This is a genomic window from Streptomyces sp. NPDC101225 (assembly GCF_044767585.1).
GTDB lineage: Bacteria > Actinomycetota > Actinomycetes > Streptomycetales > Streptomycetaceae > Streptomyces.
The window spans coordinates 77,366-102,038 of the sequence record NZ_JBIWOE010000024.1 but is presented as its reverse complement, the minus strand read 5'-3'; the positions used below and the strand labels follow the sequence as shown (position 1 = coordinate 102,038).

The following is a 24,673-nucleotide window of genomic DNA, read 5'->3' as shown; positions in this document are numbered from 1 at the left end:
GACGCCGATCAGCCGTACACGACCGTCTGGGACGTGATCAACGCTCATCCGCGAGGACGGGCTGCCATTCCAGCCCTCCTTCGGAGTTCTGCTCGCTGACGCCGCTCAGTGGAACGGCCTTGTCGCTGCCGATCGTGACCAGCACCAGCTGCGGCCGGTACGTCTCGTCCAGACTCGTGACCCGCTCCCAGGCGATGAGCCGCTTGTCGTCGACCCAGGCGAGCAGGTGTCCGCCGCGGACCTTGGTGATCTCCTTGCCCGTCCGAGGATCACAGATGGAGGAGTACGACTTGCCCGGGTGACCGGCGACTTCCTTGGACAGGCCGAGGGCGGCCAGCCTGCCGTTGGGGGACAGGCGCGCCTCTACGTCCGTCCGTAGGTACTTCTCGTTCGCCGGGGCGGTGACCTTGTCGCCCTTGTGGTCGTAGAACTGCTGCATGCCGTCCCTGCTGCCGACGACATGCGCGTACACCAGCTCGCCGGTGCGGCTGAAGGAGAAGTCCTGGCGGGCGTTGACACTCCGGTCAGGGGCGACCGCGGTCCAAGAGCCACGGCCGGATGCCACGTCGAGGTCGTAGAAGCCGGTCCTGCTGGACTTGCCGAACGGTGACATCCACGTCCACTTCTCCTGGTCCTTGTATCGCACCTTCTCCTTGACGAGCGCATCGGGATTCGTGGCGTACGTCGTCGCCACGAGTCGGCGCCCGTCGTGGGAGAACGCCAGGCCGCCGACCCCGTGGGCGACAGGGATCCATCGCCCGACCTTGCCCGTCGCAAGATCGAGCAGGCCGATCCGATGAACGGGCAGGCTCTGCTCCAGCACGGCGGCGGTCTTCAGCCCCGGGGCGACGGCGACGAAGGACCAGCGGGTGTCCTTCCTGTACGTGCCCGTCTTCGGGTCGAGCAGCGAGTACGTCCGCACCCTGGTCCCCTGCGTCCCGCTCCGCGGCACACTCCTCACCGTGGAGTACGCCGCGAGCACCACGTTCCCGGCACCGATCATGTCGCGCGGCGGGGACTGGTCGGGGTGCGCGTCGATCCCGTCCTGCGGCAGCACACTCGACGGACGCGCGCCGTCCCTCCCCGGGGCCAGCAGCGGTACCCCCACGGCGATGGCGACCACGGCGGCCGTCGCGGCGGCGGCAGAGGCAAGCCTGCGGGCGCGGCGGCGCCGGCCCGCGGCCAGCACCCGGTCGGCGAACCCGGGCCCTGTGGCGGACTCCTCGGCGGCAAGCTCCCGCAGGGAGTCGCGCACCAGTTCCTCGACGTTCACGGGCGTACCTCCACGGACGAGTGGTCACGGGCAGACGACGAGTACGCGGCGTCGGCTCGGCCGAGCGCGGTGAGTTCGGGCGCGAGTGTGCGCAGCCGGGCGAGCGAGCGGTGGGTCGTGGACCGTACGGTGCCGACCGAACAGCCGAGAATCCGGGCCACGTCGGCCTCGGGCAGATCCTCGAAGTAGCGCAACACCAGCACGGTGCGCTGGCGGGCGCTGAGTCGGGCCAGCGCACCGCGCATCAGCAGGCGGAGGTCGGCTTCGGAAGAGCTGTCCGGCCCCGCCCTGGCCTCCGGCGGTTCGGCGACGCTCAGTTCACGTCTGGGCCACTTCAGCCGCCAGCGACTGATCTGCTGTCGGTAGAGGATCTGCCGTACGTACGCCTCCGGTTCGTCGATCCGGTGCCAGCGACCGGCCGCCTTGATGAGCGCGTTCTGGAGCAGATCCTCAGCGGTGTGCCGGTCGCCGCCGCTCAGCAGTACCGCCGTCTTGAGCAGCGCGGACGAACGGTGCTCCACGAACTCCCGGAAGCGGTCCTGCGCTTCGGCGTCCATCCTCACCATCGCTTTCCCCAAGGCGGACCCCGTGCCCGCACTCTCCGTCCCCTATGACGCGTGCAGCTTGCCGCCACTATGCGTGTCCCGTACGAAAAACTTCCCGGCCGCGCACCGCTGCCGTCCGCGGCAGCACGGCCACCGGTACCTGGGAAGCCGTTGAGGAGCGTGAGCGCGCCGCTCGGCAGCGGGGGAGAGGCACTCCGGACCGAGCTGCGGGACGCCGAGGCCGTGTGGCAGCGGTCCTGGCCGTCCGTGTGAGGGTGGGCGAAGTGTCGGCGGAACCTCGCCTCGGCGACTGCGCGCGGCGTACGCGCGGCCCTTCGTTCCCGCCCGACGCTCTCCTGCCGCTCTCCTGCCCCTCGCCCGCCGGGAGCACCAGGGCGTGATCGTCGGCTCGCTGGTGACCTTGGAAAGCGGGTTGTCATGCGACGATCTCAACTTGGCTGTCACCAAGTTGCGTGGCCGTGGACATGCCCCAGGGTCGTGCCCCCCGCCGAAGATGTCTGGAGGAAGCGGTGACCGCCGATCTCCCCGACTGGCTGACTCCGCCCAGGCCGAGCGGCTGGGAGGCAGACGACCTCGACCATCTCCCCCAGGCCCCGCGGCACACGGAACTCATCGACGGAGCCCTGATCTCCACCACCGCCTACGACCCCGACCGCACGTGGTATGCCCCCGAAGACGTCAGCCTGGTCGTCGAGGTCGTCTCGGAAGAGTCGGCGGACCGGGACCGCTCCCTGAAGCCCTTCAAGTACGGGCAGGCCAAGACCGCGCACTTCTGGCGTGTCGAGGACGAGGCAGGGGCCCCGGTCGTCCATACGTACGAACTCGACTCCATGACGAGTTCTTACGTGCCCACCGGCATCCACCGAGGGCGGTTGAAGATCTCCGTACCCTTCCCGCTCGACATCGATCTCGACGTCCTCGTGCCCTGACTCCGGCCGCCGACAGCGTGGCACGCGCCGGCCGTGGCTTCTGCTCCGGGAGAAGCCGAGGCGTCCGGCGATCGGTGGGCTGGATGCGGACGGGACGAGGACGGGATGACGGGATGAGGCGGACGGCGCGGACGTGGCGCTGTGGATGCGGGCTCCGCGGAGTCACTCCGGTGCGGTGACGACGACCGCGTAGCTGCCGACTCCCAGGAGCGCCCCGCCGGGAATCTGCTCCTCGTCCGTCAAGAGGTGACGGACCTGGCCCGATTCCTCGTCGAACTCGATGTCGGTCACGGTGCCCATACCGCTCCCCGTCTCTGTCAGCACCGTCTTGCCGATGGGGTCGTGCGTCGCGTGGGCCGGGTCGGCGGGCTCGATGGTGCGCTCGTCCCGGAGCCGGCCGGCCTCTTCGACGGCGACCGCGTCCGGGCCGAATGCGTGGACGTTCGCCCATTCCAGGGTGTGGTGCCCGAGACCTCGGGTCTTGAGTCGCAGCCCCGCGATGCGGGCGGGGGACGGCGCGACCGTGCACGCGGTGACCGTGCCGACGGTTTCGGCCGACGTGAGGTCCACGACGGCTTGGCCCTGGGCCTTGTTGAACAGCATCGTGGTCAGTCCTCCCGCGCCTGGTGCCGGAGCCGGTCGCGCAGACTGTCCGCAGCGGTGCCGAAACTTCCCAGGTCGCCCGCGCTGTGCTCGGCGGTGGCGTCCGGTACGAGCATCCGGTCCCGGGAGACGGTGATGGGGCCGGCCACCGGCAGCAGGATCTGGCGCTGTTCCGCGGTTTCGATCTCGTAGCCCGCCACCGCCGGAGTCCGGCCGGTCTCGACGACGGCGTCGGTGACGGTGCCCAGCCGTGTCCCGCCTCGGGTGGTGAGCTCTACGCCCAGCACGTTGGCCCCGCCCGGATCGTCCGGACGCGACCGGGCGGCCGCATCGTCCTCCTCCAGCGCGGACTCGTCACGCACCATGACCGCCTGCGGCCCCAGGGCGTGGACGTTCCTCCACAGGACGGCGCGGTGCAGGGGACCCGAGAGCAGTCCACGGCCGGCCAGGGTGAAGCAGCGGATGCTGCCCGTGGGAGCGTCGAAGACGATGTCCTTGACCTGCCCGATGTCTTCTCCTGCCAGCGTCACCACCGGCTTCTTGATGATCTCGCCGGCTCGTATGTAGACGCTCATGGCTGTCCTCCTCGCCGAGGAGGCCGACGGCCCTGTGCTATGACGCCGCCGGAGCGGCGGCGTGCCTGCAGGGACATGAGGGAAGCGGTGCCGGCCGCGACGACCGCGAGGGCGATGATGAGCCAGATCCACCATTCCATGGCTGTGCCCCTTTTACTCCCGGTCTCCCTCCTTGAGTCCCGAGTTCCCTGCTTCGGCCCGGATATGCGCGGCATGGAGCGGTGGCCTACGGCCTCGACGGCACGGCGCACGCCCGGCGCGTGCGGTGAGTGTGTCCGTGTGGGGCGTTCGCTCGAACCGGCGGCGCAACCTGCTCGGCCGCAGCCCGTGGTCCGGCGAGGGGAGCGGGCCTTCAGCGCGGTCGGCGACCTGTGAGCTGCCTCACCCATGGCGGTCCGCTCACGGGTCGAACCGCAGGTCAGCAGTGCTTTTCCGTAGGCGCTCGGCGCCCGTTGGCCGGATACGTCAATGATCTGTCATTGCAGCCAGTCCCAACGTCGATACAGGCTGTGACCGTGTTTGAGCGACGTGTTGTGGTGGTGGTGTACGCGGGCGCAATGGCTCTGGACATCACCGGACCCATTGAAGTGTTCGATACCGCCAACCGGTTCCTCGCCCCGGCGGGAGCCCCCTATCGGATCGACTACGTCTCCGCCGATGCGCCACTGGTGCGGATGAGTTCCGGAATGACGCTAGAGGCCGGTCCGCTGGAGGCGGGGGAGGGGCCGATCGACACGCTTCTCGTGCCGGGCGGATGGAGCCTCAACAGCGCGCTTCAGGACGGGGCGCTGGTCTCCTGGATCCGTCAGGCGGCGGCCCGGTCCCGCAGGGTCGCCTCCGTGTGCGGCGGATCCTTCCTGCTCGCTGAAGCCGGCCTCCTCGACGGAAGACGTGCGACCACGCACTGGGCCTACAGCGAGGCGTTGGCCCACCGCTACCCCGATGTGATGGTGGACGCCGAACCGATTTTCGTGTGGGACGGCCCCTTCGTGACCTCCGCGGGCGTGTCGACGGGGATCGACATGGCGCTGGCACTGGTGGAGGCCGATCACGGTGCGGCGCTCGCGCTGCAGACGGCGCGTTTCCTGGTGCTGTTCCTCAAGCGGCACGGAGGGCAGGCGCAGTTCAGCGCCGTCCTCGACGCCCAGCTGGCCGACCATCCGCCGATCCGGGCCGCTCAGGAGTGGATCCTCGAGAACCTGCACAACCCCTTACCCGTCGCCGAGATCGCCCGGCGAGCCAACATGAGCCTCCGCAACTTCTCCCGGGTTTTCCGGCGCGAGGCGGGCACCACCCCCGGCCAGTACATCGAGCGGACGCGGATCGCCCGCGCCCGGGAACTGCTGGAGACCACTGATCTGACGATCAGTCAGATAGCGCGCCGCTGCGGATTCGGCGCCCCCGAGACCTTCTTCCGCTCCTTCGGGCGAACCCTGGGACTCACCCCGAAGGAATACCGGCACCGCTTTCAGCTCATCTCGCCATCCGGCTTCATCGACCCGCACCACGAGACGAACAGGAGCCCCGCATGACGTCAACGACCGGGGACTTACCCGAGACCGGAACGGTACGCGTGGTCGACTACCTGGCCGGCGAGCTCGCCCGGGCCGGAGTCACCCACGTGTTCGGGGTCGGCGGCGCGAACATCGAGGACCTGTACGACGCCGTTCACCGCGCCGACGCCATCCGTGGTGTCGTCGCCAAACACGAGTTCTCCGCCGTCACGATGGCCGACGGATGCGCCCGTACCACCAGGCGCCTCGGTGTCGTTGCCGCCACCTCGGGCGGTGGTGCCATGAACCTCCTGCCCGGACTGGCCGAGGCGTACGCCTCCCGGGTTCCCGTGCTGGCCCTGGTGGGCCAGCCGCCGACCGGACAGGAGGGCCATGGAGCGTTCCAGGACACCAGCGGTACGGCGGGCTCCTTCGACGCCCTGGAGGTCTTCACACCTGTCTCCCGGTTCTGCGCACGAGTCGATGACGCGGACTCGATCACGGAGTTGCTGCCCCGGGCGGTAGCCGCGGCGCAGGCCGCTCCGCGAGGACCGGCGGTCCTGCTGCTGCCCAAGGACGTGCAGCAGGCACGGATACCGGTGCCCGGCCGTGGCGCGGCACGGCCGGCGTCGGTGCCGGCGGCGACGGCCCCGGCGGCGCGGCTCGACACCGACGCCGTCATCACCGTGGCGGACATCCTTCATCGGGCCGACCGCGTCCTCGTCATCGCCGGAGACGAGGTCGCCGCCACCGACACACGAGCCGAACTGACCGAACTGGCACGGCGCTTGGGGGCCTGGGTCGCCGTCACCCCCGACGCCAAGGACGTCTTCGACAACAGTGATCCCCGATTCGCGGGCGTAGCCGGGGTGATGGGCCACGCCAACGTCGAGGACTGTCTGCGGCGGGCCGACGTGTGCCTGCTGGTCGGCACCCGGCTGCCGCTCCTGGCACGCGGAGGTCTTGAACGGGCGCTGACCGCCGCCGACGTCGTATGTCTCGGTCCCGAACCACCGTTCGTGCCTGGCACCGCGCTGATCGGACGTCTGCCGGACGCGCTGCGCTCGGTGACCGGCCGGCTCCCGCTGCGACCACGCCCTTGCCCGCAGCACGCCGGTCCACTCCCCACGGTCGTGACGAGCCCGCAACCTCACGCCCCGGGCCGAACCATCCCCTACGCTCAGGCGGTTGGCGCTGTGCGGGCCGCGCTCCCGCACGACGCGCACGTCTTCGTGGACGCCGGCAACGCGGGGGCCAGCGCGGTCCATCTCCTCCCGGCGCCGCGGCACGGCCGCTTCGTGCTGGCGGTCGGCATGGGAGGAATGGGCTACACCTTCGGTGCCGCCATCGGAGCCGCGCTGGCCACCGGCCGACGCGCCTACGTGCTCGCCGGAGACGGGTCGTTCTTCATGCACGGGATGGAAGTGCACACGGCCGTGGAGTACGCCGCACCCGTGACCTTCGTCGTCTTCAACAACCAGGCCCATGCCATGTGCGCGGTGCGCGAGGAGTACCTCCAGGGCGGCGTCCGCGGCGACGACCGCTTCTCCCGCACCGACCTCGCCGCCGGCATGGCCGCGGCCTTCCCGTCCCTGGAGGTCACGGCCGCCGAACACGCCGCGCACCTGCGCCGTGCCCTGCTGCTCAGCAACGCGGGTGGCGGCCCGGCGTTCGTCGCGGTCGACTGCGACCCGGCCGAGATCCCTCCCTTCCAGCCCTTTCAGTCCTTCAACGAACCCACCAAAGGCTCCGAAGCCACCGACCGCAAGGAGAGCTCCGATGACCGAGGCATCGTCCACGTTGGCTGACATCCCCGGCCTGGTACGGATCGAGAATCCCGGCAAGGAGGAGCTGACGGCGCACTGCATGGAACTCACCCATGCCGTCTACCCCCACCACCAGGTCTACGGGCAGTACTGCACCATCCACGAGTACGTCGACTGCCCCCCGGAGCAGGCGTACGACTACCTGCGCCAGGGCCACCACCTGGAGGAGTGGACCTGCAGCCTGCGGGACTTCGCCCCCACCGGCACACCGGGACTGTGGGCCGGTTTCGATCGGCTCGAGGACGACACCAGGATCTACTGCAAGGTGGTCGCGCATCCCGAAGCCATGACCGTGGACTACCACTGCTCCTGGGACCAGGGCGAGAAGCTGTGGATGATCTACCTGATGCGCGTCGTACCGGCGCGCCTGGTGCTCGACAAGCCGGGATCGGTCATCACCTGGACCAACTGCCGCCACCCCTACTACGACAACAACCCGCACCCCGACCGGAGCCCGCGACCCGACCGCCCCTGGGTGGGCGACTACTGGGACCTCTTCTACGCGGGGCACACCGTGGAGATGAACAACCTCAAGGCGATCCTGGAACACCGCCACCGCAACGGCCTGCCCGTCAGCGTGGCTCCGGTGAAGGCGGTGGCCCGGTGACCACGGTCAGCCTCACCGACGTCGCAAGCTACCTGCCCGGCGAGCCGGTCCCCGCCGACTTCTACACCGAGTACCCCGGAGCCGAGGACAAGCTGCGCAGCCACCCCATGTTCAAGGTCCCCCCGTTACGGCACCACGTGGCACCGGACGAGACCAACGCCGACATGGTCGAGCGCGCCGTGCAGGCCCTGATCGAACGGCACGGCACGGACGAGATCCGGAGCGTGGACGTACTGCTGGTGCACAGCCAGCTGCCGGACCTGCCCTTCGTGGGCGCCGGCACCGAGGTGGCACGCCGGCTGGGCCTGCGTCCGGAGTGGCTCGTCGACGTGGCCAACTCGGGCTGCGCGTCCTTCGTGTACATGCTGAAGCTGGCGCGGCAGATCCTGAGCACCACCGACGCGAAGACCGCGCTGATCTGCAATGCGCAGAGCGCCGCGGGCCAGTGGTTCACGCAGTCCGAGGTGCGCCGGCTGGCCCAGGCCGCGATCCCGGGCGACGGTTGCGGTGTGGGCTACGTGACGACATCGGCCGACAGCCCGGTGCTCGACGTGGAGACCCGGCACATCGGTGCCTACGCCGGGGACATGACCGTGGCGCTCGACGACGGCCGCAAGTACTGGGAGCCGGGAGAGTCCCAGCTGCGCATCGGGTTCACCGACGCCAGCGTCGCCAAGGTCCTGGCACGCGGCAACCGCCTCGTACCGGAGGTGGTCACAGATCTGTGCGGACGGCTCGGCGTGGCGACCACCGACATCAACGTCCTCATCACCAACCAGCCCAACCGCACCTTCCTGCGGAATTGGCGGGAAGCGCTGCAACTGCCCGCCGAACGGCATCTGAACACCTTCGACGAGTGCGGGAATCTGTTCGGAGCGGCGATCCCGATCACCCTCGACCGCGCGATCCGCTCACAGCAGGTGCGGGACGGCGACTTGGTGGTCCTCGGGGGATTCGCCCACGCGGGCGACTTCGCGGGCGCCGCGGCGGTCCGCTGGCGCGGCGGGCGAGGCTGACGCATGAACCTCCCCGCGCTGCACCAACTGGCCCTGAACGAGAGCCCGTACCCCCCGCTGCCGTCGGTCCGCAAGGCGATGCGACGTGCCGTCGCCCAGGCTCACCGCTATCCGCAGTTCTACCCCGACGACCTCACCGAGCGGGTCGCCGCATGGTGCCAGGTGAGCCCCGACCACGTCGTGATCGGCAGCGGATCGGTGGGCGTGGCCCTGCAGTTGCTGCAATCCGTGGCCGGGCCCGGCGACACGGTGGCCTACGCCTGGCGCACCTTCGACGCATACCCGCTCCTCGCCGACATGGTCGGCGCCGGCGCCGACCCCGTGCCCCTGACCGCGGACGGAAGCCAGGACTTGAACGCCTTGCTCGCGGCGCTCGACCACCGCACCCGCGTCGTGGTGCTGTGCAATCCGCACAACCCCACGGGAACCCTGGTCACCGCCGACGCGCTGTCGGCGTTCTTGCGTCAGGTTCCGCCACACGTCGTCGTGCTCCTCGACGAGGCATACGTCGAGTTCGCGCGTGACGCCGAGCTGCCGAATGCCCTGACCCTCTTGGGTGACCACCCCAACCTTCTGGTCCTGCGCACCTTCTCCAAGGCGTACGGCCTGGCCGCGCTGCGGATCGGCTACGGACTCGGCACCCCCGACCTGGTGGCACGAATCCGCCGGCAACAACTGCCCTTCGGGATCAACGCGGTGGCGACGGCGGCAGTGGAGGCCTCGCTCCGCGCCACCGGCGAACTGCGCCGACGCGTGGACACCGTCATCGCCGAACGCGACCGGCTCCACGACCGACTCCTCCAGCACGGCTGGCACATACGCCCGGGCCACGCCAACTCCGTCTGGCTCGCCGCCCCCGATCCGGTCGACGATGCGGCCGCGGCCCTCACCGCTGCCCGCATCCACGCTCGCCACTACCCCGGCGAGGGACTGCGGCTCACCATCGGCAGCCGGGAGGCCAACGACGCCGTACTCGCCGCATTGGCGCACGTCACGGCTTCCGGCGCGTACCATCGGCGGCCGGTGCGAGGGAGGAGCCGGCAGATGTCGTGACAGCGAGCCTCCGCCACCTACAGGACAGAGGTCGCGATGCGGCATCCGGCCGCGAGGCCTCGGCGAAAAACCGTTGGCCGGGCCGCGGTGGCCACTGCTACCTTTCCGGAGGCCGTGCGAGCGATGGAAGAGGTGGTACCCGTGAACACAGTATCGACATGGGTGCTCCCCTCCGGGGTCACGGTCGGACGATAGACAGGTCGTCCGGGAGCGCCGTCCCAGCGCACTCCCGAAAGGCACGACCATGCACTTCATCACCGAAAAGCGCCTCGACGACGGCGTCCTCGAGCGCGAGTTCACCCTCGGCGAGATCCCCGGCATCCTGTGGACGCCCGGATCCGCATCCGCACCGGCGCCGCTGATCCTGCTCGGCCACCCCGGCGGACTGCACAAGATGTACCCCCGACTGGTGGCCCGGGCCCGGCATGCCGCGGCGGAGGGCTTCGCCACGGCCACCATCGAGCTCCCCGGAAGCGGTGACCGGCCCCGCCGGCCCGCCACCGAACAGGCCCGCGCCGACCTGCGCCGGGCGCTGGCAGCCGGCGAGCCGGTCAGCGACGAGATCATCGACGCCCTCATCCTCCCGCTCGTCGACCAGGCAGTCCCGGAATGCCAGGCCACCCTGGATGCCCTCCTCTCGCTGCCCGAGATCGGCGGCCCGGTCGGGTACTCGGGGGGAGTGATCTCCATCGGCGTTCGTCTCGCGGTGGTCGAGCCGCGCATCGTGGCCGCCGGTCTCTTCGCCGGGAGTTTCGTGCCTCGCGCCATGTTCGAGGAAGCCCGCAAAGTCACCATTCCGCTGCACGTCCTGCTGCAGTGGGACGACGAGGGCAACGACCGGCAGGCGGCCCTCGACCTGTTCGACGCCTTCGGCTCCAGGGAGAAGTCCCTGCACGCCAACATGGGCGGGCACACCGGGGTCCCGCAGTCCGCGGGGGACGCCGCGGCCCAGTTCTTCACCCGGCACCTGAAGTGAGGCCGGGCGCCAGGCCGGCGGCAGACGGTGGGCGCGGCGGCCGGAACACCGTCATCGAGGACGGGTCGAGGCCCTCCTCGACGGCGGTGACCTGGCAGATGCGCGACTGCCCCGTTCGCTTCGCCGCTGGGCACCGGCGGTAGGCCCCGTCCTGGCCTGCGCATGGTGCGCGGCCTCGCCGCCGCCACCTCGACCCCGAGGCGGCGGCGGCGATCCAGACCCGTCGGATGGCGTGCACCCCGCTGTTCATCCAGCCGCCCGATGGCGACGTGGTGAGATCTGCCGATCCGGTGGTTGTCCACGGCCACGCCGGGCACGCGGTCATGCCCCGCCCGGAGCCGACCTGTTCGAACACGGGCGAGTCGTACGACAGTGGTGTGCCCGTCTACCGGAAGATCGGTCAGAACCGAAGATCGGGCAGCACCCTCGACCGGGCCAACCGGCTCAGCCCGGACTCGGATGGTTGAGGGGCGTAACGGTCTGGCTGTCGGCAGGGCCGTGGGCGCCGACCGCCGTTTCGAGGTCGGTGGCGAGGGCCTGCAGCCAGACCTCGAGGTCGACCAGGAGGGGCAGGACCTCAAGGGGGATCTGCGCCGCGATGCGAGGCGGCAGCGGGGTGGTTCGGACCCGGATACCCGTTGCTGGGAAGGCGGCTGCGCGGCGCGTTGCCGTAGCAATGTCGTCGGCGGCTTCGCGGGCCCATCGCACGGCACTTGGGGGAATGGCGGCTGCGCTGGGCGAGGTCGGCAGCCAGTAGGCGCCGACCAGTGCGCGGGAGCCGTAGTTGAGGCCGGCGAGCCAGTCCGGACCGTTCGCGGGCGTGCGGGGGGCGGGTTCTGTCCGGTACTGCGCGTAGGCGGCCTGGGCGATGCGGAGCCGATGGAGGGTCAACTGCAGGGCCCGGGTTGCCGCGTTGTGCGGAGGTGTGGGGTCGGCCACGGCGTCGGCGGTGGCCCGCACGAGGGGTGCGGCGGCGAGGAACAGCGCGCCCACGCTGCGCCGGATCTCAGCGTGCGCCCCGGACGGCCAGGCGAGTAGCCCGCACATCAGGCCGACGGCGCTGCCGGTGAGGACGTCGACGATGCGGGCCTCCGCGAGTTGCCATGTCACGGGATCGATCTGGGCGAACGCCGTGGACACGACCAGGGTGAAGAGCCCCTGCGCCCAGGCCGGCCCACCGACGGGTCCCACCGAGAAGGCGATCAGCATGAGCGGCGCCAGCAGGTATTCGTACACCTGGATGGAGTCGCCGGCCCCGACCAGGAGCAGCCCGGCGGTCGAGGCGCCGACCAGTGTGCCGACGGCCGCCGAGCGGACGACGGACCAGGTGGCGCCCGCGGTGGTACGGCCCAGGGTAAGTACGGCCAGCAGCACCCAGAAGCCATGGGACAGGTCGAGTGAACCCGCCACGACGCGGGCGAGCGCGAGACCGAGCGCGGTGCGGAAGGCGTTCTGGAACACGACGGAGCGCGGGGTGAAGTGGCCGGTGATCCGGATGAGCCACAGCCGGGGGGCCGAGCGCCGGCCGTACCAGAACTGCTCATGGGGCAGGCCGGGCACCGAACGGTCCACACCGTTCGCCAGCGCGATGGCCGTGCGTACGGTCACGGCCGAGACGGCGACCGTCAGGACCGTCGACTGCCGCCGCAACAGCGCGTGCAGGCCCTGCCCGCGGGCGAGGGGGACGTTGCCGCGTGCGGCGAGGAACTGGGCGGTCATTTCCTCCATCAGTTCAGGGCCGCGGGCAGGACGCCGTCCGCGCACGATGTCGGCAGTGTCGGCGCACGTGGCGCTGATGTCGCGAAGCAGGGTCTGCGAGGCCAAGTCCGCGGGTGCGCCGGGCAGTTCGGCGAGAGCGGCGAGCTGGTCGAGCAGGCGGCGCGTGGCCGAACCCGCCTGGGCCATGGCACGGTCCGCCCTGCTCGCTCCGGTGGGCCTGCTCCCCAGCGGCTGCTGCGACAGCCGCAGATCACGGCCGGTCGCCCTGAGCCGCTCCACGAGACCGCGGTCCGCGGTGGGACGGGTCAGGCGGCGCGCAGTCCGGGCCGCGAGGTCGAGGGCGTCCGCGATCCGTGTGCTGTACGTCTGCTGCGGTGGTTGCGGGAACAACGACTCACAGGCCATCAGCAGTGCCACCCCGACCGCGAGCCCGGCCAGTCGCTGAGGCAATGTGCCGGGTGCGTAGGGCGGGAAGCAGGCAAGGATGTAGAAGAGCTGCAGTCCGGGGACGATGCCCGCGAGCCGTGGGGCACAGGCCGCGCAGAACGTCAGGACGACGCCCACGAGGAGCACGCCTGCGGCGGCCGACCAGGTCGACACCGCGAGGACCGTACCGAGGACGACCAGTGCGGCGGCGACCGGGGCGGCTCGCAGCAGGGTGCCGACCCGTCGCCGACCGGAGCCGGGCAGCGGCGACATGACGCCGAACGCGATGGGAGCGAACAGGGCGTAGAGGGCGAGGACGGGCCGGTCCAGCAGGTGCGCTGCGGGATAGAAGCCGACGAGCGAGGCAACCGTGACGCGCACGGCGTTGCGCCCCGCGGCGAGGGACTTGCCCGGCGACGGCAGCTTCGGCATGCGTTCCTTGCCCAGGGCCGCCCGGAACGTGTGCCTCCCTGAGGGGTCGCGCATAGCGCCACATCATGCCGGGCCCTGGCTCCAGCCGCCCTCGTCGAGCCGGTGTGCCGAGCGGAACCGCCCGACCGGCCCACCGATTCGGTGAACGACGTGGGCAGTGCCAGGTCGCCGACGCGGGACGGCTCGGCACCGGCAGGTACGCAACGAGGGACCAACAGGGGACGTAGCGGCCGTCGTCCTCGCGGCGGTGCCGGACGTCATGGTGCACCCTTGCGTTTGCTTGCCGATCCGCTTGCCGGGCGTGGTGGCGATCCGGGGCCCGAGGAAGCCGTCGGGGGCGGAGTTGCCTGTTTCGTTTGTGCCGCCCAAGAGGTTGCGCCGTTGCCCAGGTCCTGCCGCTCTCTTCTGACCTGGGTCTTTCTTGTGCGCCGGCGTGCTTGTGAAGGCCGTTGGGGGACTCGTGCGTGAGAACCCTCATCCTCGAAAGGGAACGTTGCCACGGCTCAAATGCGTCGGCGGCCCGGCGTAGCGTCCTCCGTGAGACACCCCCGGTGGCGCCGACAGGCCCGGGAACGCGTGGGTTCGTATCTCACGTCGGTCCGATGGGGATCAGGTGGGTAAGGAGTGGTATCGGTGCGCTTCGGGCTTTCCTTTCTTCCTGACTGCACGCCGGAGATGAAATCTCCGCAGGTCTACTACAGCGACGCGCTCGACTTGTCGGTCCAGGCCGAGATGGGGGGTCTGGACTCGGTCAAGATGACCGAGCATTATCTGCACTACTACGGCGGATACTGCCCCAGCCCCCTGGGATTCCTGTCCGCCGTGGCCGCCCGGACGAAGTCGGTCAGACTGATCACCGGCTGTGTACTGCCGGTTTTCCACCATCCCATTCAACTGGCCGCGGAAGCCGCGCAGGTGGACGCGATCAGCGGTGGCCGGCTCGATGTGGGATTCGCCCGGGCCTATCTGCCCGACGAGTTCGACGCTCTCGGTCTGGAGATGGACGAGAGCACCGACCGGTTCCGCGAGACGATTCGCGCGGTGCAGCGTATCTGGACCGAGGAAAAGGTCAGCGAGCAGACGCCGTTCTTCTCCTACCGTGATGTGACCGGACTGCCGCGGCCCACCCAGCGGCCGCATCCGCCGATGTGGGGCGCCGCGGTCCGTACCCCGGAGAGCTTCACCTGGCTGGGCACGGAGGGGCTGGGCCTGCTGATCACCCCGCTGATCTCACCGCACGAATTCCGTGATCACCTCACCCTCTACCGCGACGCGTTCCAGGCCACGCACGCCGACTCCGGGGTGCGGCCCAGGATCGCGGCCAGCCTGCCGCTGGTGGTCGCGGACACCGACGAACGCGCCGCGGAGATCGCCGAGACCTATCTGCGCCGCTACCTGGACGTGTGGGCGGAGGCCGTGAGCCCGTGGGACAAGCGCGAGTCCTCGGCCTACCGCGGCTACTCCGGGTTCGGCTGGATGCTGCGCGGTCTGCAGCCGACCAAGCTCTACACCGAGGGCGGCGCGATCGTCGGGTCTCCGGCGACCGTCATCGAACGCATCCGCGCCTTCAACGACCACATTGGCGGCGTCGACCAGATCCTGTGGCAGATCGACTTCGGCGCGATGCCGCTCCCCGAGGCTCGGCGGACCTTGGAGCTCTTCTGCGACAAGGTGCTGCCCGAGGTGAAAGCGCTGTGACACGAAAGCGGCTGTCGTAGCGATTTCACTTGTCCAAAAGTACGCAATGCAGAAGGAGGTGTAAGACATGGAGGAGTTCGACGAGCTGGTGCTGGATGACAGCGCCTTCGAGTTGGTGGACCTGGGCAAGGTGGTGCCCGCCTCGGTGACGGCTGGTTACGGCCTCACGGAGCTGTCCGCTTCCGGCGGTGCGAGCAGCTGTTGCTGCTGCTGCCCGTGCTGTTCCTGCACCTGAGCCGGCGGCTGTTTCCGGTGCGGACTTTCCCTTGTTGGCACGGAGCAGGAAAGGGGGTGCAAGACATGGAGGAATTCGACGAGCTGGTGCTGGATGACAGCGCCTTCGAGTTGGTGGACCTGGGCAAGGTGGTGCCCGCCTCGGTGACGGCCGGTTACGGCCTCACGGAGCTGTCCGCTTCCGGCGGCCAGAGCAGTTGTTGCTGCTGCTGCCCGTGCTGCTCCTGCACCTGATCCGGGTGCTGCTTTTCCCGGCACATGTGCTCTAGCCGGTGCGTATACGTGAAAGGGGACCGGGTGGCTCTCGGTCCTCCTGCTGACCAGTCACCAACGAATTCATGAAGAAGCGGTGGTCATGGAAGTAGATGTCGAACGGGTGCGGCCGCGACTGCGCGGGGACGTCTACGTCATGCGCGTCCAGGAGGGCGCGTACATCCGCAGCAACCTCGGCGGGTCGATGCTCAAGGGCGCGTCGACGTACGAGTGGATCCAGCGGATCGCGCCGATGCTGGACGGCACCAGGACCCTGGGCGAACTGTGCGCGGCCGTGCCGGAGTCCAGCCGCACCGCCCTGGCCAAGCTGATCCTGCTCCTGCACGGCAAGGGGTATGTCAAGAACGTGCTGGACGACCGTCCGCACACCCTGACCCCCGACCTGGCCAAGACGTACGCGGCCAACATCGCCTTCATCGAGTACTTCACCGACTCGCCGGAACTGCGCTTCGAGCGCTACCGGGCCAGCACCGTCGTGCTGGCCGGGTCCGGCCCGCTGCTGCAGGCCCTGGCCAACTCCCAGCTGCGTGCCGGTGTGCGCACGCCCGTGCTCGCGCCGTTCGCCGAGTCGCCGTTCGACCGCGACCGCGTCGCCGAGCACCTCGCCGTGGCCCGGGCGCAGGACCCGGAGCAGCGGATCGCCTACCGGGACGTCGACGACGGGCACCTCGACCAAGTGGCGGCCGGCGCCGCCATGGTGCTGCACGTCGCCGACCGCCCCATGACACAACGCGCCCGGCTGCTGTCCGCGGCCGCCGGCGCCGCGGGTGCCGCGTCCGCTCAGGTGGTCGTGGCGGGTGACGAGGCCTGGATCGGCCCGGTGACCGGCAAGGACGGCGACACCGCGGCCTGGGAGTCGGCCTGGCGCCGGCTGTGCGCGTTGGCACCCGGCAGCGTCGGCGCGGATCTGCGCGACCACCCGGAGGCGGCGCCGAGCGAGTTCCTGCGCGGTCCCACGGTCGCGCTGGTCGCCAACCACCTGTGCTTCGCCGCGTTCCGGCACCTCACCGGCATCGACGAGTCCACGGGCGCCGATCAGCTGGTCCGGTTCGACCTGGAGACGCTGGAAACCTCGAACCACGCCTTCCTGCCCCACCCGCTCGCACTGCCCGCCGTTCCCGACGACCCGGCCCGGCTGGCCGCGCTGGCGGCCGCGGCGCCCGTCGACGACGAGGAGCTGGCCCGGCGGGCGGTGGACTGCGTCGACCCGCGGACCGGCGTGTTCGCCGAGATCACCGAGCGGGACTACGAGCAACTGCCCCTGTTCGTCAGCGAGGTCAGGGTCTCCGACCCGGTCGGCCTGGCCGGCGGCCCGTTCCCGGTGTTCGGCTGGGGCGAGAGCGTCGTCGAGTCGCGGCAGCGGGCGGTCCGGCACGCGCTGGAGCGCTACGCGGCCGTCATGGCCGACCCCCGCAGGGGCGACCGGCTGCACGGCCTGGACGTACTGACCGGTGAACCGGTCGCGGTCGACGCGACGGCGGTCTTCCCGGCGGGGACCGCGCCGAGGGCCGTCTCCGGGAGCGACTGGCCCGAGGCCGTGCGCGCCGCGGTGGTCGCGGCGGCTGGTGACAACGTCGAGGCGGCGCTGTCGTCCGCGGCCGAGCCGTTTCACCGGCTGGACATGGACGGCGCCGAGCTGACCCCGCGCGGCGCGCGCTACCTGAAGCTGCTGGAGATCGTCGGGCAGTCGTTCGAGGTCCACGATCTGTCCGGCCCCCTCGGGCTGCCGACGTTCGCGTTCACCACCCCGAAGGGCACCGTCGCCTACGTGAGCGACCTGGAGCCCGGTGCCGCCCTGGAGAAGGGACTGGAGCGGACGCTGCTCGCCTACCAGTCCCAGGCCGCGAACCAGCCCGGCTACGCGCCGCCACCGGTGCCCGACCTCCCGGCGAACCTGCGCGGCGACGTCGGAACGGGGGACGGGAACCGGGCGCTGCCGGGTTCGGTGAGCCTCGAAGAGGCCGTGGCGGCCCTGACGCGCGAGGGCGGCCGCGTGGTCGCCGTACCGCTCGACCACGATCCCTTCCTGGCCCGCACGTGTCCCTTCGTGGTGCGAGCCGTGGTCGTCCATGGCTGATCGGCCGCAGGTGCTCGATCGGCCGCAGGTGCTCGTCGAACTCCGTCAGGTGGTCGTCGGGCCGTGGGCGCCGGGCTGCCCGGAGTGTCTGAACACGCGGCGCGCCGCCGCCGCGTCGGCCGAGCGCGCCGCCGAGATGGCCGCCGAGGTGCCGGAGCGGGAGCTGCCGACCTTCCTCGCGGACACCGTCGCCGGGCTGGCCTCGGCCGGGCCCGAGGAACGGCGGTACTGGATCGTCGACAGGGCCACGCTCGCGCTGTCCCGGCACGGCTTCCTCACCGACCCGCGCTGTCCGCGCTGTTCGGCCCCACCCGCCGACACCGAGCAGGGCGCGAAGCCCCGCAGGCAGGCGCGGCCCAAGCTGTCGCCCGAGTCGAGCCGTGTCCGTCCGCTGGACCGGGACGCACTCGCCGCGGCGTACGTCGACGGGCAGAGCGGTCTGATTCCGTCGGTCACCTCCTACACCCAGCACTCCTTTCCGTTCACCGAGGCCGTCATGGCCGTGCCAGGCGTCTCCAAGGAGGCGGCCGGCTACGGGCGTACCCGGGACTTCGACTCGTCATGGTCGATCGCGGTGGCGGAATCGCTGGAACGGCTGGCCGCGTACGCGCCGGGCAAAAGGACCGTTGTCACGGCCGGCTACGCCGACGTGGCCGACGCCGCGGTCGATCCGCGCTCGCTCGGCCTGTATCCCCCCGACCGGTTCTCGACCGCGGGCTTTCCGTACCGGGAGTTCACCGAGGACGCGGTCACGAACTGGGTGTGGGGCTATTCGTTCGGCCGCGACCGGCCGGTACTGGTGCCGGAGAGCTTCGTCTACTACCGGCTGCCGAAGTCGTCCGGCGGCGGCCACGGGTTCGCGTGCGAGATCTCCAGCGGCTGCGCGCTCGGAGGCTGTTACGAGGAGGCGGTGCTGCACGGGGTCGTCGAAGTCGCCGAGCGCGACGCGTTCCTGACGGCCTGGTACGGGCGGACACCGCTGCCCGAGATCGACCTGGCCACCGTGCCCGACCGCCGGATCCCGCTCGTCGCCGAGCGCATCGAACGGCAGGGCTACCGGGTCCACGTCTTCGACACCACCCGGGACCACAGAATCCCGTCGTTCTGGACGTTCGCCGAGGACGTCACCGGCACCGGTCGCCCCAGGGCCGTGTCGACCGGCGGCAGCGGACTGCGCCCGGCCGAGGCGATCCTCGCCGCGCTGCACGAGCTGAGCCAGACCGTCGAGTACGTCACCGTCCTCGCGCTCGACCCGGGCTGGCGCGACCGCGCCCAGCACCTGGCCGACCATCCGGACGACGTCGTGTCGATGGCGGACCATCTGCTCTGCGCGGCGAACCCGGCCACCTTCGACCGGTACTCCTTCCTGCTCGACGACCCCAGGACGCTGGGCTGGCGGCAGGCACTCGACCGCTGGCGGTGGCCGCGCAACACCGACATCGGCGCGGATCTCGACGAGGCCGTTCGGCGGTTCGCCGCGGCCGGCATGGACGTCGTCGCCGTCGACACGACCTCCACGGAACAGACAGCGGGAGGCTTCAGATGCGTCAAGGTGATGGCACCGGGCTCGGTGCCGATGACCTTCGGACACGCGGCCCGGCGGGTGACCGGACTGCCCCGGCTGCCCGAGGTGCGCAACCCGCACCCGCATCCGTTTCCGTGACCGGGCGCGAGGACGGCGCGGGCCGGGAGTTCTGGCGGGTCAGCCTGGAGGATCTCGCCGTCGCGATGGAGACCCGGCAGTCGGAGTACGGCAACCCGGACGAACCGCTGAAGTTCAAGATCTACCGGGGTCGGCCCCGCCGTCCGCTGACGACCAGGGTGCCCCGAAGGCTGACGGAGGTCACGGCGCTCGACGAAGCGGCGCTGTCGACCCTGCTGCGCTACGGCTACGGCATCTCCCGGCAGGAGTTCGACACCGACGGGACCTGGCCCTACCACCGGATGGTCGCCTCCGCGCGCTGCCTGTTCGGCGTCCAGCTGTACGTGTGCCTGGCCGACGGCGTCTACCACTACGACGCACCGCACCACGCGCTGGTGCTGCTGCGGGACGGCGATCACCGCCGGCTGCTGGCCGAGGCGGCCGGAACCGGTGGCGGCCCGCCGGAGGCGGTGCTGGTGCTCTCCGGGCTGTTCGCCAAGACCGCCTACATCTACCGCGACTACGCCTACCGGCTGTGCACGCAGGAGGCCGGTCTGCTCACCGGGAACATCGACCTGGTCGCGCGGGCCATGGGGGTGCGGGCCCATGTGCACCACCAGTTCGTCGACGAGCCCGTCCACAAACTGCTCGGCCTCGACGGCGACGAGGAACCGGCGCTTGTGATGCTGCCGCTCCACGTCGCCGGTGGAGGTGCCGGTGCCGGTATCCGGCGCGCCACGGCCGCGCAGAGCGCCGCCGCGCTGGCCGCGACCATCGACCCGATCGAGCCGGACGTGGTCGCCGGCGGACTGAAGGTCGCGCAGGCCTGCCCCACACTGACGCAGGTCAACCGCGCGTCCCTGCGCACGCACACCGCGACCTTCGCGACGGCCGCACCGGACGCGCCCAGCGCGACCGCGGAATCCGGCGCACCCGGTGCCCTGCCCCTGCCTCTGCCCCCGGCCGAGGTCCCGGAGGCCGACCTGGCCGACGTACTGCGGGCGCGGGACTCCGGTCCCGGGGTCTTCCGGCCGGTCGCCTCGCGGGTCGACGGCGTCGAACTGTGGACCCGACTGGCCCGGGCCCGGACCGACGTCACCAGTGACGCGGTGCCGTCGGGGGCGCCCGTCCCGCTGGAGATCTACCTGACCGTCGGTGACCTCACCGGGATACCGGCGGGCTGCTACCGCCTCGACCAGGACACCGGCGCGCTGCACCCGACCGGCCCCGCGGACCCCGGCACCGACGCCATCACGGCGATCGAACGCGTCACCATCCCCGGACCGGTCTTCCAGCACATGAACGCCGTCGTCCATCTCGTCGGCGACCGCGACTGGGCGTTCGACACCTTCGGCGACCGCGGCTACCGCGTGATCAGCCAGGAGGCCGGGCTGCTCGCGCACCGTGTGTGCGTGGCGGCCGCGGCCCAGGGCATGTCCGGCCGCATCGTCAACGCCTACCACGCCGAGGGGGTCCGCCAGGCCCTCGGACTGACCGAGCGACGCCACACCCCGGTCTTCCAGATCCTGCTGGCCAGGACGGGACCGGGCGGGCGCGTGATCGTACCCGTCGAGCCCGAGGCGGTGAACTGATGGACACCTTGTGGGAAGCCCGCCCGGACGCGGCGGGGTATGTGCTCGGCCCGGCCGCCGTGGTCCGGCTCGCCGGCAGCCCGGTCGCCGTGCTGGACGGGCTGCGGTGCGCACGGAGCTGGCACACCGCCCGCGAGCTGGTGCGGCTGCGCGCCGAGATCGCCGGCGCGACCGGCGTGCTGTCGGACCTGCTGCACACGGCGATCGGCGCCGCGGGCGAGGGGGAGCTCAAGGCTCGGCTGGTCGCGGTGCGCCGAGCCGTGCACCGCGGTCGGCGTGTCGATCCCGCCCGGCTGGCCGACGTACCCGCCGACGTACTGCCGCTGGTCCGGGAGTGGACGGCCCGGGTCGCCGAACGCGACCGTCTGCTCACGGTGCTGCCGGGCCGGCTCGAGGAGGACTGGGCCGCGACCTACGAGTCGCTGCGCGAGGCGGCCCGGGAGCCCGCGTTCCAGCTGGGCCTCGTGCACGCCAACCCCGACATGTTCATGACGTTGAGCAAGTGGTTCGCCACCGGACGCGCCCCGCAGCGCCAGAGCGTGCTGCGCCTCGCGCAGTACCTCGCCCGGTCGGCGGCGAAGACCAGTCCGTACTCCACCTTCACCAGCAGCGGCCTGGCCGCCTGGGGCCGGACCGACGCCCTCGTGGAGTGGTCCGGCCGGCCGGCCGGGGACCGGCTCGTGGCAGCGACCGCGACCGAGATCAGCGTCGGATCGCTGCACCGGATCGCGCGCGCCCTGTGCGAACGTCCGGAGTTCGAGGGCGGCTGCCGGGTGCGGATCAACCCCAGCGCCACGGCCGTCGACGACGCCCTGGTGTTCCTGGGCCGCCGTCCCGTCGAATACGTGCACACCCTCGCCCTCACTCCGATCCTGCGCCGGGTGCGGGAACTGACCACGCACGAGACCACGTTGGACGACCTGCGGGGCAAGCTGCGGGCCCTGGCGAGCGACGGGCAGCAGGTCGAGGTGTTCCTGCGCCGGCTGGTGGCGCTGGGCCTGCTGGAGCTGGTCCCGCCGCTCGCCGACCAGACCCCGGACCCGGTCGCCGACCTGCGCGCCTGGCTGCACGAGCGCCGGCAGCCCGGTCTGGAACGGCTGGACCGGACCCTGCACGGGGTGCACGAGGCGCTGGCGACCTACCCGACGATCGCCGCGCCCGCCGGCCGGGTCGCCGTGCGCGACGCCGTGATCCGCGGCCTGGACACGGCACTGCGCGAGGTGGGCGACCACGCCCACGCGGACAACCCCAAACTGGCCCAGGAGTTCGCCCGGTACAGCTTCTACGAGAACGCGGTGCACCCTGGTACGACGGCCGTGCTGGACCGCGACAGCTGGCAGCCGCTGCTGGACGACCTCGACGCGGTGCGCACGCTGCTCGGCCTGATCGGGCCCGACCTGCCCTTCAAGCTGACGCTCGGTTCGCTGTTCCAGAGCCGGTACGCGGACGGCGCGGAGGTGCCGCTGCTGGTGTTCTACCGGGACGTCCTGGCCGAGCAGTCCGCCGGGTCCGGGCCGGATCCGGCACCGGCGGGGCCGTCCGTACTCGCACACAGCCGGTTCGCCCGTCCGGACAGCCCGGTCGAGGCGGTGCGCGAACTGTACCGGCTGCGCACCGCCGCCAAGCGGCTGCTGGGCGAGCGCACGCCCGACCGGGACGGTGTGGTCCGCATCAGGCCCGAGGAGGTGCGCGCACTCGCCGCGAACTGGCCGGACTGGGTCCGCACCCCGACCTCCGTCGCGGTCTACTGCCAGCTCGCCGAGGCCGGACACGGTCCGCAACTGGTCGTCAACAACATCGGCTGCGGCTTCGGCCGCGGCCGCAACCGGGTACGGCAGATCCTGGACGTCCTCGATCTGCGCGCCGACCTGCCCGCCGAACCGGGGCTGGCGGCGAGCCGCGGCGATGTGCTGTTCGCCGAGTTCGAGGCCGTGGCCCGGTCCGCGGTCAACGTCCGCAAGCCGGGCGTCCCGCTGGTCGTCGACTATCCCGGGGTGCGCAGCGTGCGCGAGGTCGACGCCCTGCTGCCGGTGAACGACCTGTATGTGCGGCGCGGTGAAGACGGGCTGCTCACGCTGGTGTCGCGGCGGCTCGGCAGACGGATCTGCCCGGTCCACCCCGGCCTGGGCGCCGACCGGCTGCTGCCGCCCGCCGCCCGCTTCATGCTGGAGGCGTTCGGCGAGTCCAACACCTGGTTCGGCCCGCACACCGAACTGCGGATGACGTCGGACCCGCGCGCGGACAACGGCGTACGCCACCTGCCCCGGCTGATGGTCGGTGACGTGGTGCTGCGGCGCGCCATGTGGATGACCCGCGCGAGTCGGCTGCCCCGGCGCGCGGACGCCACGACCGACGCGGCCTGGATGCTGAGGATGGCCGGCTGGCTGGCCGAACACGGCATCCCCGAGCGGTGCTTCGTCACCCTGCTCGACCCGACCGCGCTGGGCCGGGGCGAGAGCGGCCAGGGCCCGAACAACGACACCAAACCGAACTACGTGGATTTCGCGAGCATGCTGCTGCTGCTCGGGATGGAACGCAGGCTCGCCGAGCCGAACGCGATCGTGCAGATCAGCGAGATGGTGCCGGACCCCGGTCACGTCCGCGGCGAGCACGTCGCCGAGTACATCGTGGAACTGAACGAGCCCGGAGTCACCTATGTCTGAGCGCAGCTGGGTCAGCGCCCACCTCTTCTACCACGGCGATCAGGATGCCGCGATCGTCGGTGTCGTCAGGCCCGCGGCCGAACGGCTGCGCCGGGCCGCACTCGCCGACGGCTTCTTCTTCCTCCGCTACTGGGAGGGCGGCCCGCACCTGCGACTGCGGGTGCTCACCTCACCGGATCACGTCCAGGAGGTCCGTTCGGTCATCGAGGAGACGGCCGCGGAGTTCTACCGGACGTCGCCGTCGCGGTCGTCGATGTCGGCACAGGAGTACGCCGAGTCCGCACCCGGTCTCGCCAAGCTGGAGCACATGACCGACTACGACACGGAGTTGCACCCGGACAACTCGGTCGCGTTCATCGACTACGTGCCGGAGACCGACGTGTTCGGCACCGGCCGCTCGCTGGAGGCGGTCGAGAAGCAGCTCATGGCGGCCAGTGTGCTGGCCGTCGAACTGATCGCTCGCGGGCGCACGCCGGGCCGGCGCGCCATGGACGCCTTCGCCATGCTGGCCGCCAACCGCACCCTGTTCACCGGCATCCTGCCCGAACTCGCCTACCAGGCACGGTTCCTGGTGGAGAGCGGCGGCGGGGCGGCACGGCTGCTGGAATCGGCGGAGTTCGAGAAGCACTTCGACGCGAACAAGGCGCACCTGCGCACCAGCCTGGAGGCGGTGTGGGCGTCGACGCGGGGTGTGGCGCTGCCGGACGCGTCCGTGGCCAGCACGTGGCTGACGACCATGCGGGACCTCAACGACGCCCTGGTGGAACTGGAGTTGCTGGGCGAGTTGGACGCCTATCCGGCCTTCGAGGCGCCGGCCGACGTCCTGGATCACATCAACCACCTGGTGCCGCAGCTGATCGTCGAGCGCTGCGCGCATCTGATGTGCAACCGGCTCGGCATCAGTCTGGCGCAGGAGTCGCATCTGCGGCTGCTGCTGACCAGAACCGCGTTCGACCTGTGTGCGGTGTGATCTGATGAGCCCTACGAGTCCCACGAGCGC

The 24,673-nt window shown here is 71.0% G+C and carries 20 protein-coding genes; 15 read left to right on the top strand and 5 right to left on the bottom strand.

All coding sequences use genetic code 11. The features are described 5' to 3' along the window. Nucleotides 1–37: 37 nt before the first annotated feature. The gene (locus ACIRPX_RS29040; protein WP_404200680.1) at nucleotides 38–1,273 is read right to left on the bottom strand and encodes a WD40 repeat domain-containing protein; all 1,236 of its coding nucleotides are present in this window, start codon (nucleotides 1,271–1,273) and stop codon (nucleotides 38–40) included. After that, nucleotides 1,270–1,830: a SigE family RNA polymerase sigma factor gene (locus ACIRPX_RS29035; protein ID WP_404200678.1), complete on the bottom strand. Its 561-nt coding sequence runs from the start codon at nucleotides 1,828–1,830 to the stop codon at nucleotides 1,270–1,272. Before ACIRPX_RS29035 ends, ACIRPX_RS29040 begins: the two co-directional genes overlap by 4 nt. A gap of 473 nt (nucleotides 1,831–2,303) precedes the next feature. On the opposite strand from ACIRPX_RS29035, the gene ACIRPX_RS29030 reads away from it, so the two are divergent. Next, nucleotides 2,304–2,768, top strand: a complete 465-nt coding sequence (locus tag ACIRPX_RS29030) for a Uma2 family endonuclease (protein WP_404200740.1) — start codon at nucleotides 2,304–2,306, stop codon at nucleotides 2,766–2,768. Nucleotides 2,769–2,930: 162 nt separating this feature from the next. Here the strand turns inward: ACIRPX_RS29030 and ACIRPX_RS29025 are convergent, their stop codons facing one another. Then, a complete protein-coding gene (locus ACIRPX_RS29025; RefSeq protein ID WP_404200676.1) occupies nucleotides 2,931–3,371 on the bottom strand; it encodes a PRC-barrel domain-containing protein in 441 nt (146 codons plus the stop codon). Between the two features lie 5 nt (nucleotides 3,372–3,376). Further along, nucleotides 3,377–3,946: a PRC-barrel domain-containing protein gene (locus ACIRPX_RS29020; protein WP_404200674.1), complete on the bottom strand. Its 570-nt coding sequence runs from the start codon at nucleotides 3,944–3,946 to the stop codon at nucleotides 3,377–3,379. Nucleotides 3,947–4,455: 509 nt separating this feature from the next. Here ACIRPX_RS29020 and ACIRPX_RS29015 point away from each other — a divergent pair. From ACIRPX_RS29015 to ACIRPX_RS28990, 6 genes are all read left to right on the top strand, one after another. Next, on the top strand, nucleotides 4,456–5,478 hold the full coding sequence (locus ACIRPX_RS29015) for a GlxA family transcriptional regulator (protein WP_404200672.1): 1,023 nt from the start codon (nucleotides 4,456–4,458) through the stop codon (nucleotides 5,476–5,478). After that, nucleotides 5,475–7,247 (top strand): thiamine pyrophosphate-binding protein, encoded by a 1,773-nt coding sequence (locus ACIRPX_RS29010; protein WP_404200670.1) that lies wholly within the window; start codon nucleotides 5,475–5,477, stop codon nucleotides 7,245–7,247. The genes ACIRPX_RS29015 and ACIRPX_RS29010 overlap by 4 nt, the downstream gene beginning before the upstream one ends. Further along, nucleotides 7,219–7,872: an SRPBCC family protein gene (locus ACIRPX_RS29005; protein ID WP_404200668.1), complete on the top strand. Its 654-nt coding sequence runs from the start codon at nucleotides 7,219–7,221 to the stop codon at nucleotides 7,870–7,872. Before ACIRPX_RS29010 ends, ACIRPX_RS29005 begins: the two co-directional genes overlap by 29 nt. Further along, complete coding sequence (locus tag ACIRPX_RS29000; RefSeq protein WP_404200666.1) at nucleotides 7,869–8,888, top strand: 3-oxoacyl-ACP synthase III family protein; 1,020 nt, start codon at nucleotides 7,869–7,871, stop codon at nucleotides 8,886–8,888. The genes ACIRPX_RS29005 and ACIRPX_RS29000 overlap by 4 nt, the downstream gene beginning before the upstream one ends. A gap of 3 nt (nucleotides 8,889–8,891) precedes the next feature. Beyond that, a complete protein-coding gene (locus ACIRPX_RS28995) occupies nucleotides 8,892–9,941 on the top strand; it encodes a histidinol-phosphate transaminase (RefSeq protein ID WP_404200664.1) in 1,050 nt (349 codons plus the stop codon). Between the two features lie 244 nt (nucleotides 9,942–10,185). Then, on the top strand, nucleotides 10,186–10,917 hold the full coding sequence (locus ACIRPX_RS28990) for an alpha/beta hydrolase (protein ID WP_404200662.1): 732 nt from the start codon (nucleotides 10,186–10,188) through the stop codon (nucleotides 10,915–10,917). 444 nt (nucleotides 10,918–11,361) lie between these two features. Here the strand turns inward: ACIRPX_RS28990 and ACIRPX_RS28985 are convergent, their stop codons facing one another. Further along, the gene (locus tag ACIRPX_RS28985) at nucleotides 11,362–13,494 is read right to left on the bottom strand and encodes an FUSC family protein (RefSeq protein ID WP_404200660.1); all 2,133 of its coding nucleotides are present in this window, start codon (nucleotides 13,492–13,494) and stop codon (nucleotides 11,362–11,364) included. 624 nt (nucleotides 13,495–14,118) lie between these two features. Here ACIRPX_RS28985 and ACIRPX_RS28980 point away from each other — a divergent pair. The 8 genes from ACIRPX_RS28980 (at nucleotide 14,119) to ACIRPX_RS28945 (ending at nucleotide 24,643) form a co-directional block, all read left to right on the top strand. After that, the gene (locus ACIRPX_RS28980; protein ID WP_404200658.1) at nucleotides 14,119–15,192 is read left to right on the top strand and encodes an LLM class flavin-dependent oxidoreductase; all 1,074 of its coding nucleotides are present in this window, start codon (nucleotides 14,119–14,121) and stop codon (nucleotides 15,190–15,192) included. Nucleotides 15,193–15,259: 67 nt separating this feature from the next. After that, on the top strand, nucleotides 15,260–15,427 hold the full coding sequence (locus ACIRPX_RS28975) for a thiomuracin/GE37468 family thiazolyl RiPP peptide (RefSeq protein ID WP_107067791.1): 168 nt from the start codon (nucleotides 15,260–15,262) through the stop codon (nucleotides 15,425–15,427). Nucleotides 15,428–15,492: 65 nt separating this feature from the next. Beyond that, nucleotides 15,493–15,660, top strand: a complete 168-nt coding sequence (locus ACIRPX_RS28970) for a thiomuracin/GE37468 family thiazolyl RiPP peptide (RefSeq protein WP_159027190.1) — start codon at nucleotides 15,493–15,495, stop codon at nucleotides 15,658–15,660. Between the two features lie 121 nt (nucleotides 15,661–15,781). After that, a complete protein-coding gene (locus tag ACIRPX_RS28965; protein WP_404200656.1) occupies nucleotides 15,782–17,776 on the top strand; it encodes a hypothetical protein in 1,995 nt (664 codons plus the stop codon). Then, nucleotides 17,769–19,439: a TOMM precursor leader peptide-binding protein gene (locus tag ACIRPX_RS28960; protein WP_404200654.1), complete on the top strand. Its 1,671-nt coding sequence runs from the start codon at nucleotides 17,769–17,771 to the stop codon at nucleotides 19,437–19,439. Before ACIRPX_RS28965 ends, ACIRPX_RS28960 begins: the two co-directional genes overlap by 8 nt. Next, nucleotides 19,436–21,010: a SagB family peptide dehydrogenase gene (locus ACIRPX_RS28955; RefSeq protein WP_404200652.1), complete on the top strand. Its 1,575-nt coding sequence runs from the start codon at nucleotides 19,436–19,438 to the stop codon at nucleotides 21,008–21,010. Before ACIRPX_RS28960 ends, ACIRPX_RS28955 begins: the two co-directional genes overlap by 4 nt. Then, complete coding sequence (locus tag ACIRPX_RS28950; RefSeq protein ID WP_404200650.1) at nucleotides 21,010–23,673, top strand: lantibiotic dehydratase; 2,664 nt, start codon at nucleotides 21,010–21,012, stop codon at nucleotides 23,671–23,673. Before ACIRPX_RS28955 ends, ACIRPX_RS28950 begins: the two co-directional genes overlap by 1 nt. Next, on the top strand, nucleotides 23,666–24,643 hold the full coding sequence (locus tag ACIRPX_RS28945; RefSeq protein WP_404200648.1) for a lantibiotic dehydratase C-terminal domain-containing protein: 978 nt from the start codon (nucleotides 23,666–23,668) through the stop codon (nucleotides 24,641–24,643). Before ACIRPX_RS28950 ends, ACIRPX_RS28945 begins: the two co-directional genes overlap by 8 nt. Nucleotides 24,644–24,673: the final 30 nt, after the last annotated feature.

Coding starts and splice junctions, on each gene's coding strand:
- ACIRPX_RS29035 (WP_404200678.1), bottom strand. CDS start 1,830: ATGGACGCCGAAGCGCAGGACCGCTTCCGGGAGTTCGTGGAGCACCGT.
- ACIRPX_RS29030 (WP_404200740.1), top strand. CDS start 2,304: ATGCCCCAGGGTCGTGCCCCCCGCCGAAGATGTCTGGAGGAAGCGGTG.
- ACIRPX_RS29025 (WP_404200676.1), bottom strand. CDS start 3,371: ATGCTGTTCAACAAGGCCCAGGGCCAAGCCGTCGTGGACCTCACGTCG.
- ACIRPX_RS29020 (WP_404200674.1), bottom strand. CDS start 3,946: ATGAGCGTCTACATACGAGCCGGCGAGATCATCAAGAAGCCGGTGGTG.
- ACIRPX_RS29010 (WP_404200670.1), top strand. CDS start 5,475: ATGACGTCAACGACCGGGGACTTACCCGAGACCGGAACGGTACGCGTG.
- ACIRPX_RS29005 (WP_404200668.1), top strand. CDS start 7,219: ATGACCGAGGCATCGTCCACGTTGGCTGACATCCCCGGCCTGGTACGG.
- ACIRPX_RS28995 (WP_404200664.1), top strand. CDS start 8,892: ATGAACCTCCCCGCGCTGCACCAACTGGCCCTGAACGAGAGCCCGTAC.
- ACIRPX_RS28990 (WP_404200662.1), top strand. CDS start 10,186: ATGCACTTCATCACCGAAAAGCGCCTCGACGACGGCGTCCTCGAGCGC.
- ACIRPX_RS28985 (WP_404200660.1), bottom strand. CDS start 13,494: ATGCCGAAGCTGCCGTCGCCGGGCAAGTCCCTCGCCGCGGGGCGCAAC.
- ACIRPX_RS28975 (WP_107067791.1), top strand. CDS start 15,260: ATGGAGGAGTTCGACGAGCTGGTGCTGGATGACAGCGCCTTCGAGTTG.
- ACIRPX_RS28970 (WP_159027190.1), top strand. CDS start 15,493: ATGGAGGAATTCGACGAGCTGGTGCTGGATGACAGCGCCTTCGAGTTG.
- ACIRPX_RS28965 (WP_404200656.1), top strand. CDS start 15,782: ATGGAAGTAGATGTCGAACGGGTGCGGCCGCGACTGCGCGGGGACGTC.
- ACIRPX_RS28960 (WP_404200654.1), top strand. CDS start 17,769: ATGGCTGATCGGCCGCAGGTGCTCGATCGGCCGCAGGTGCTCGTCGAA.
- ACIRPX_RS28950 (WP_404200650.1), top strand. CDS start 21,010: ATGGACACCTTGTGGGAAGCCCGCCCGGACGCGGCGGGGTATGTGCTC.
- ACIRPX_RS28945 (WP_404200648.1), top strand. CDS start 23,666: ATGTCTGAGCGCAGCTGGGTCAGCGCCCACCTCTTCTACCACGGCGAT.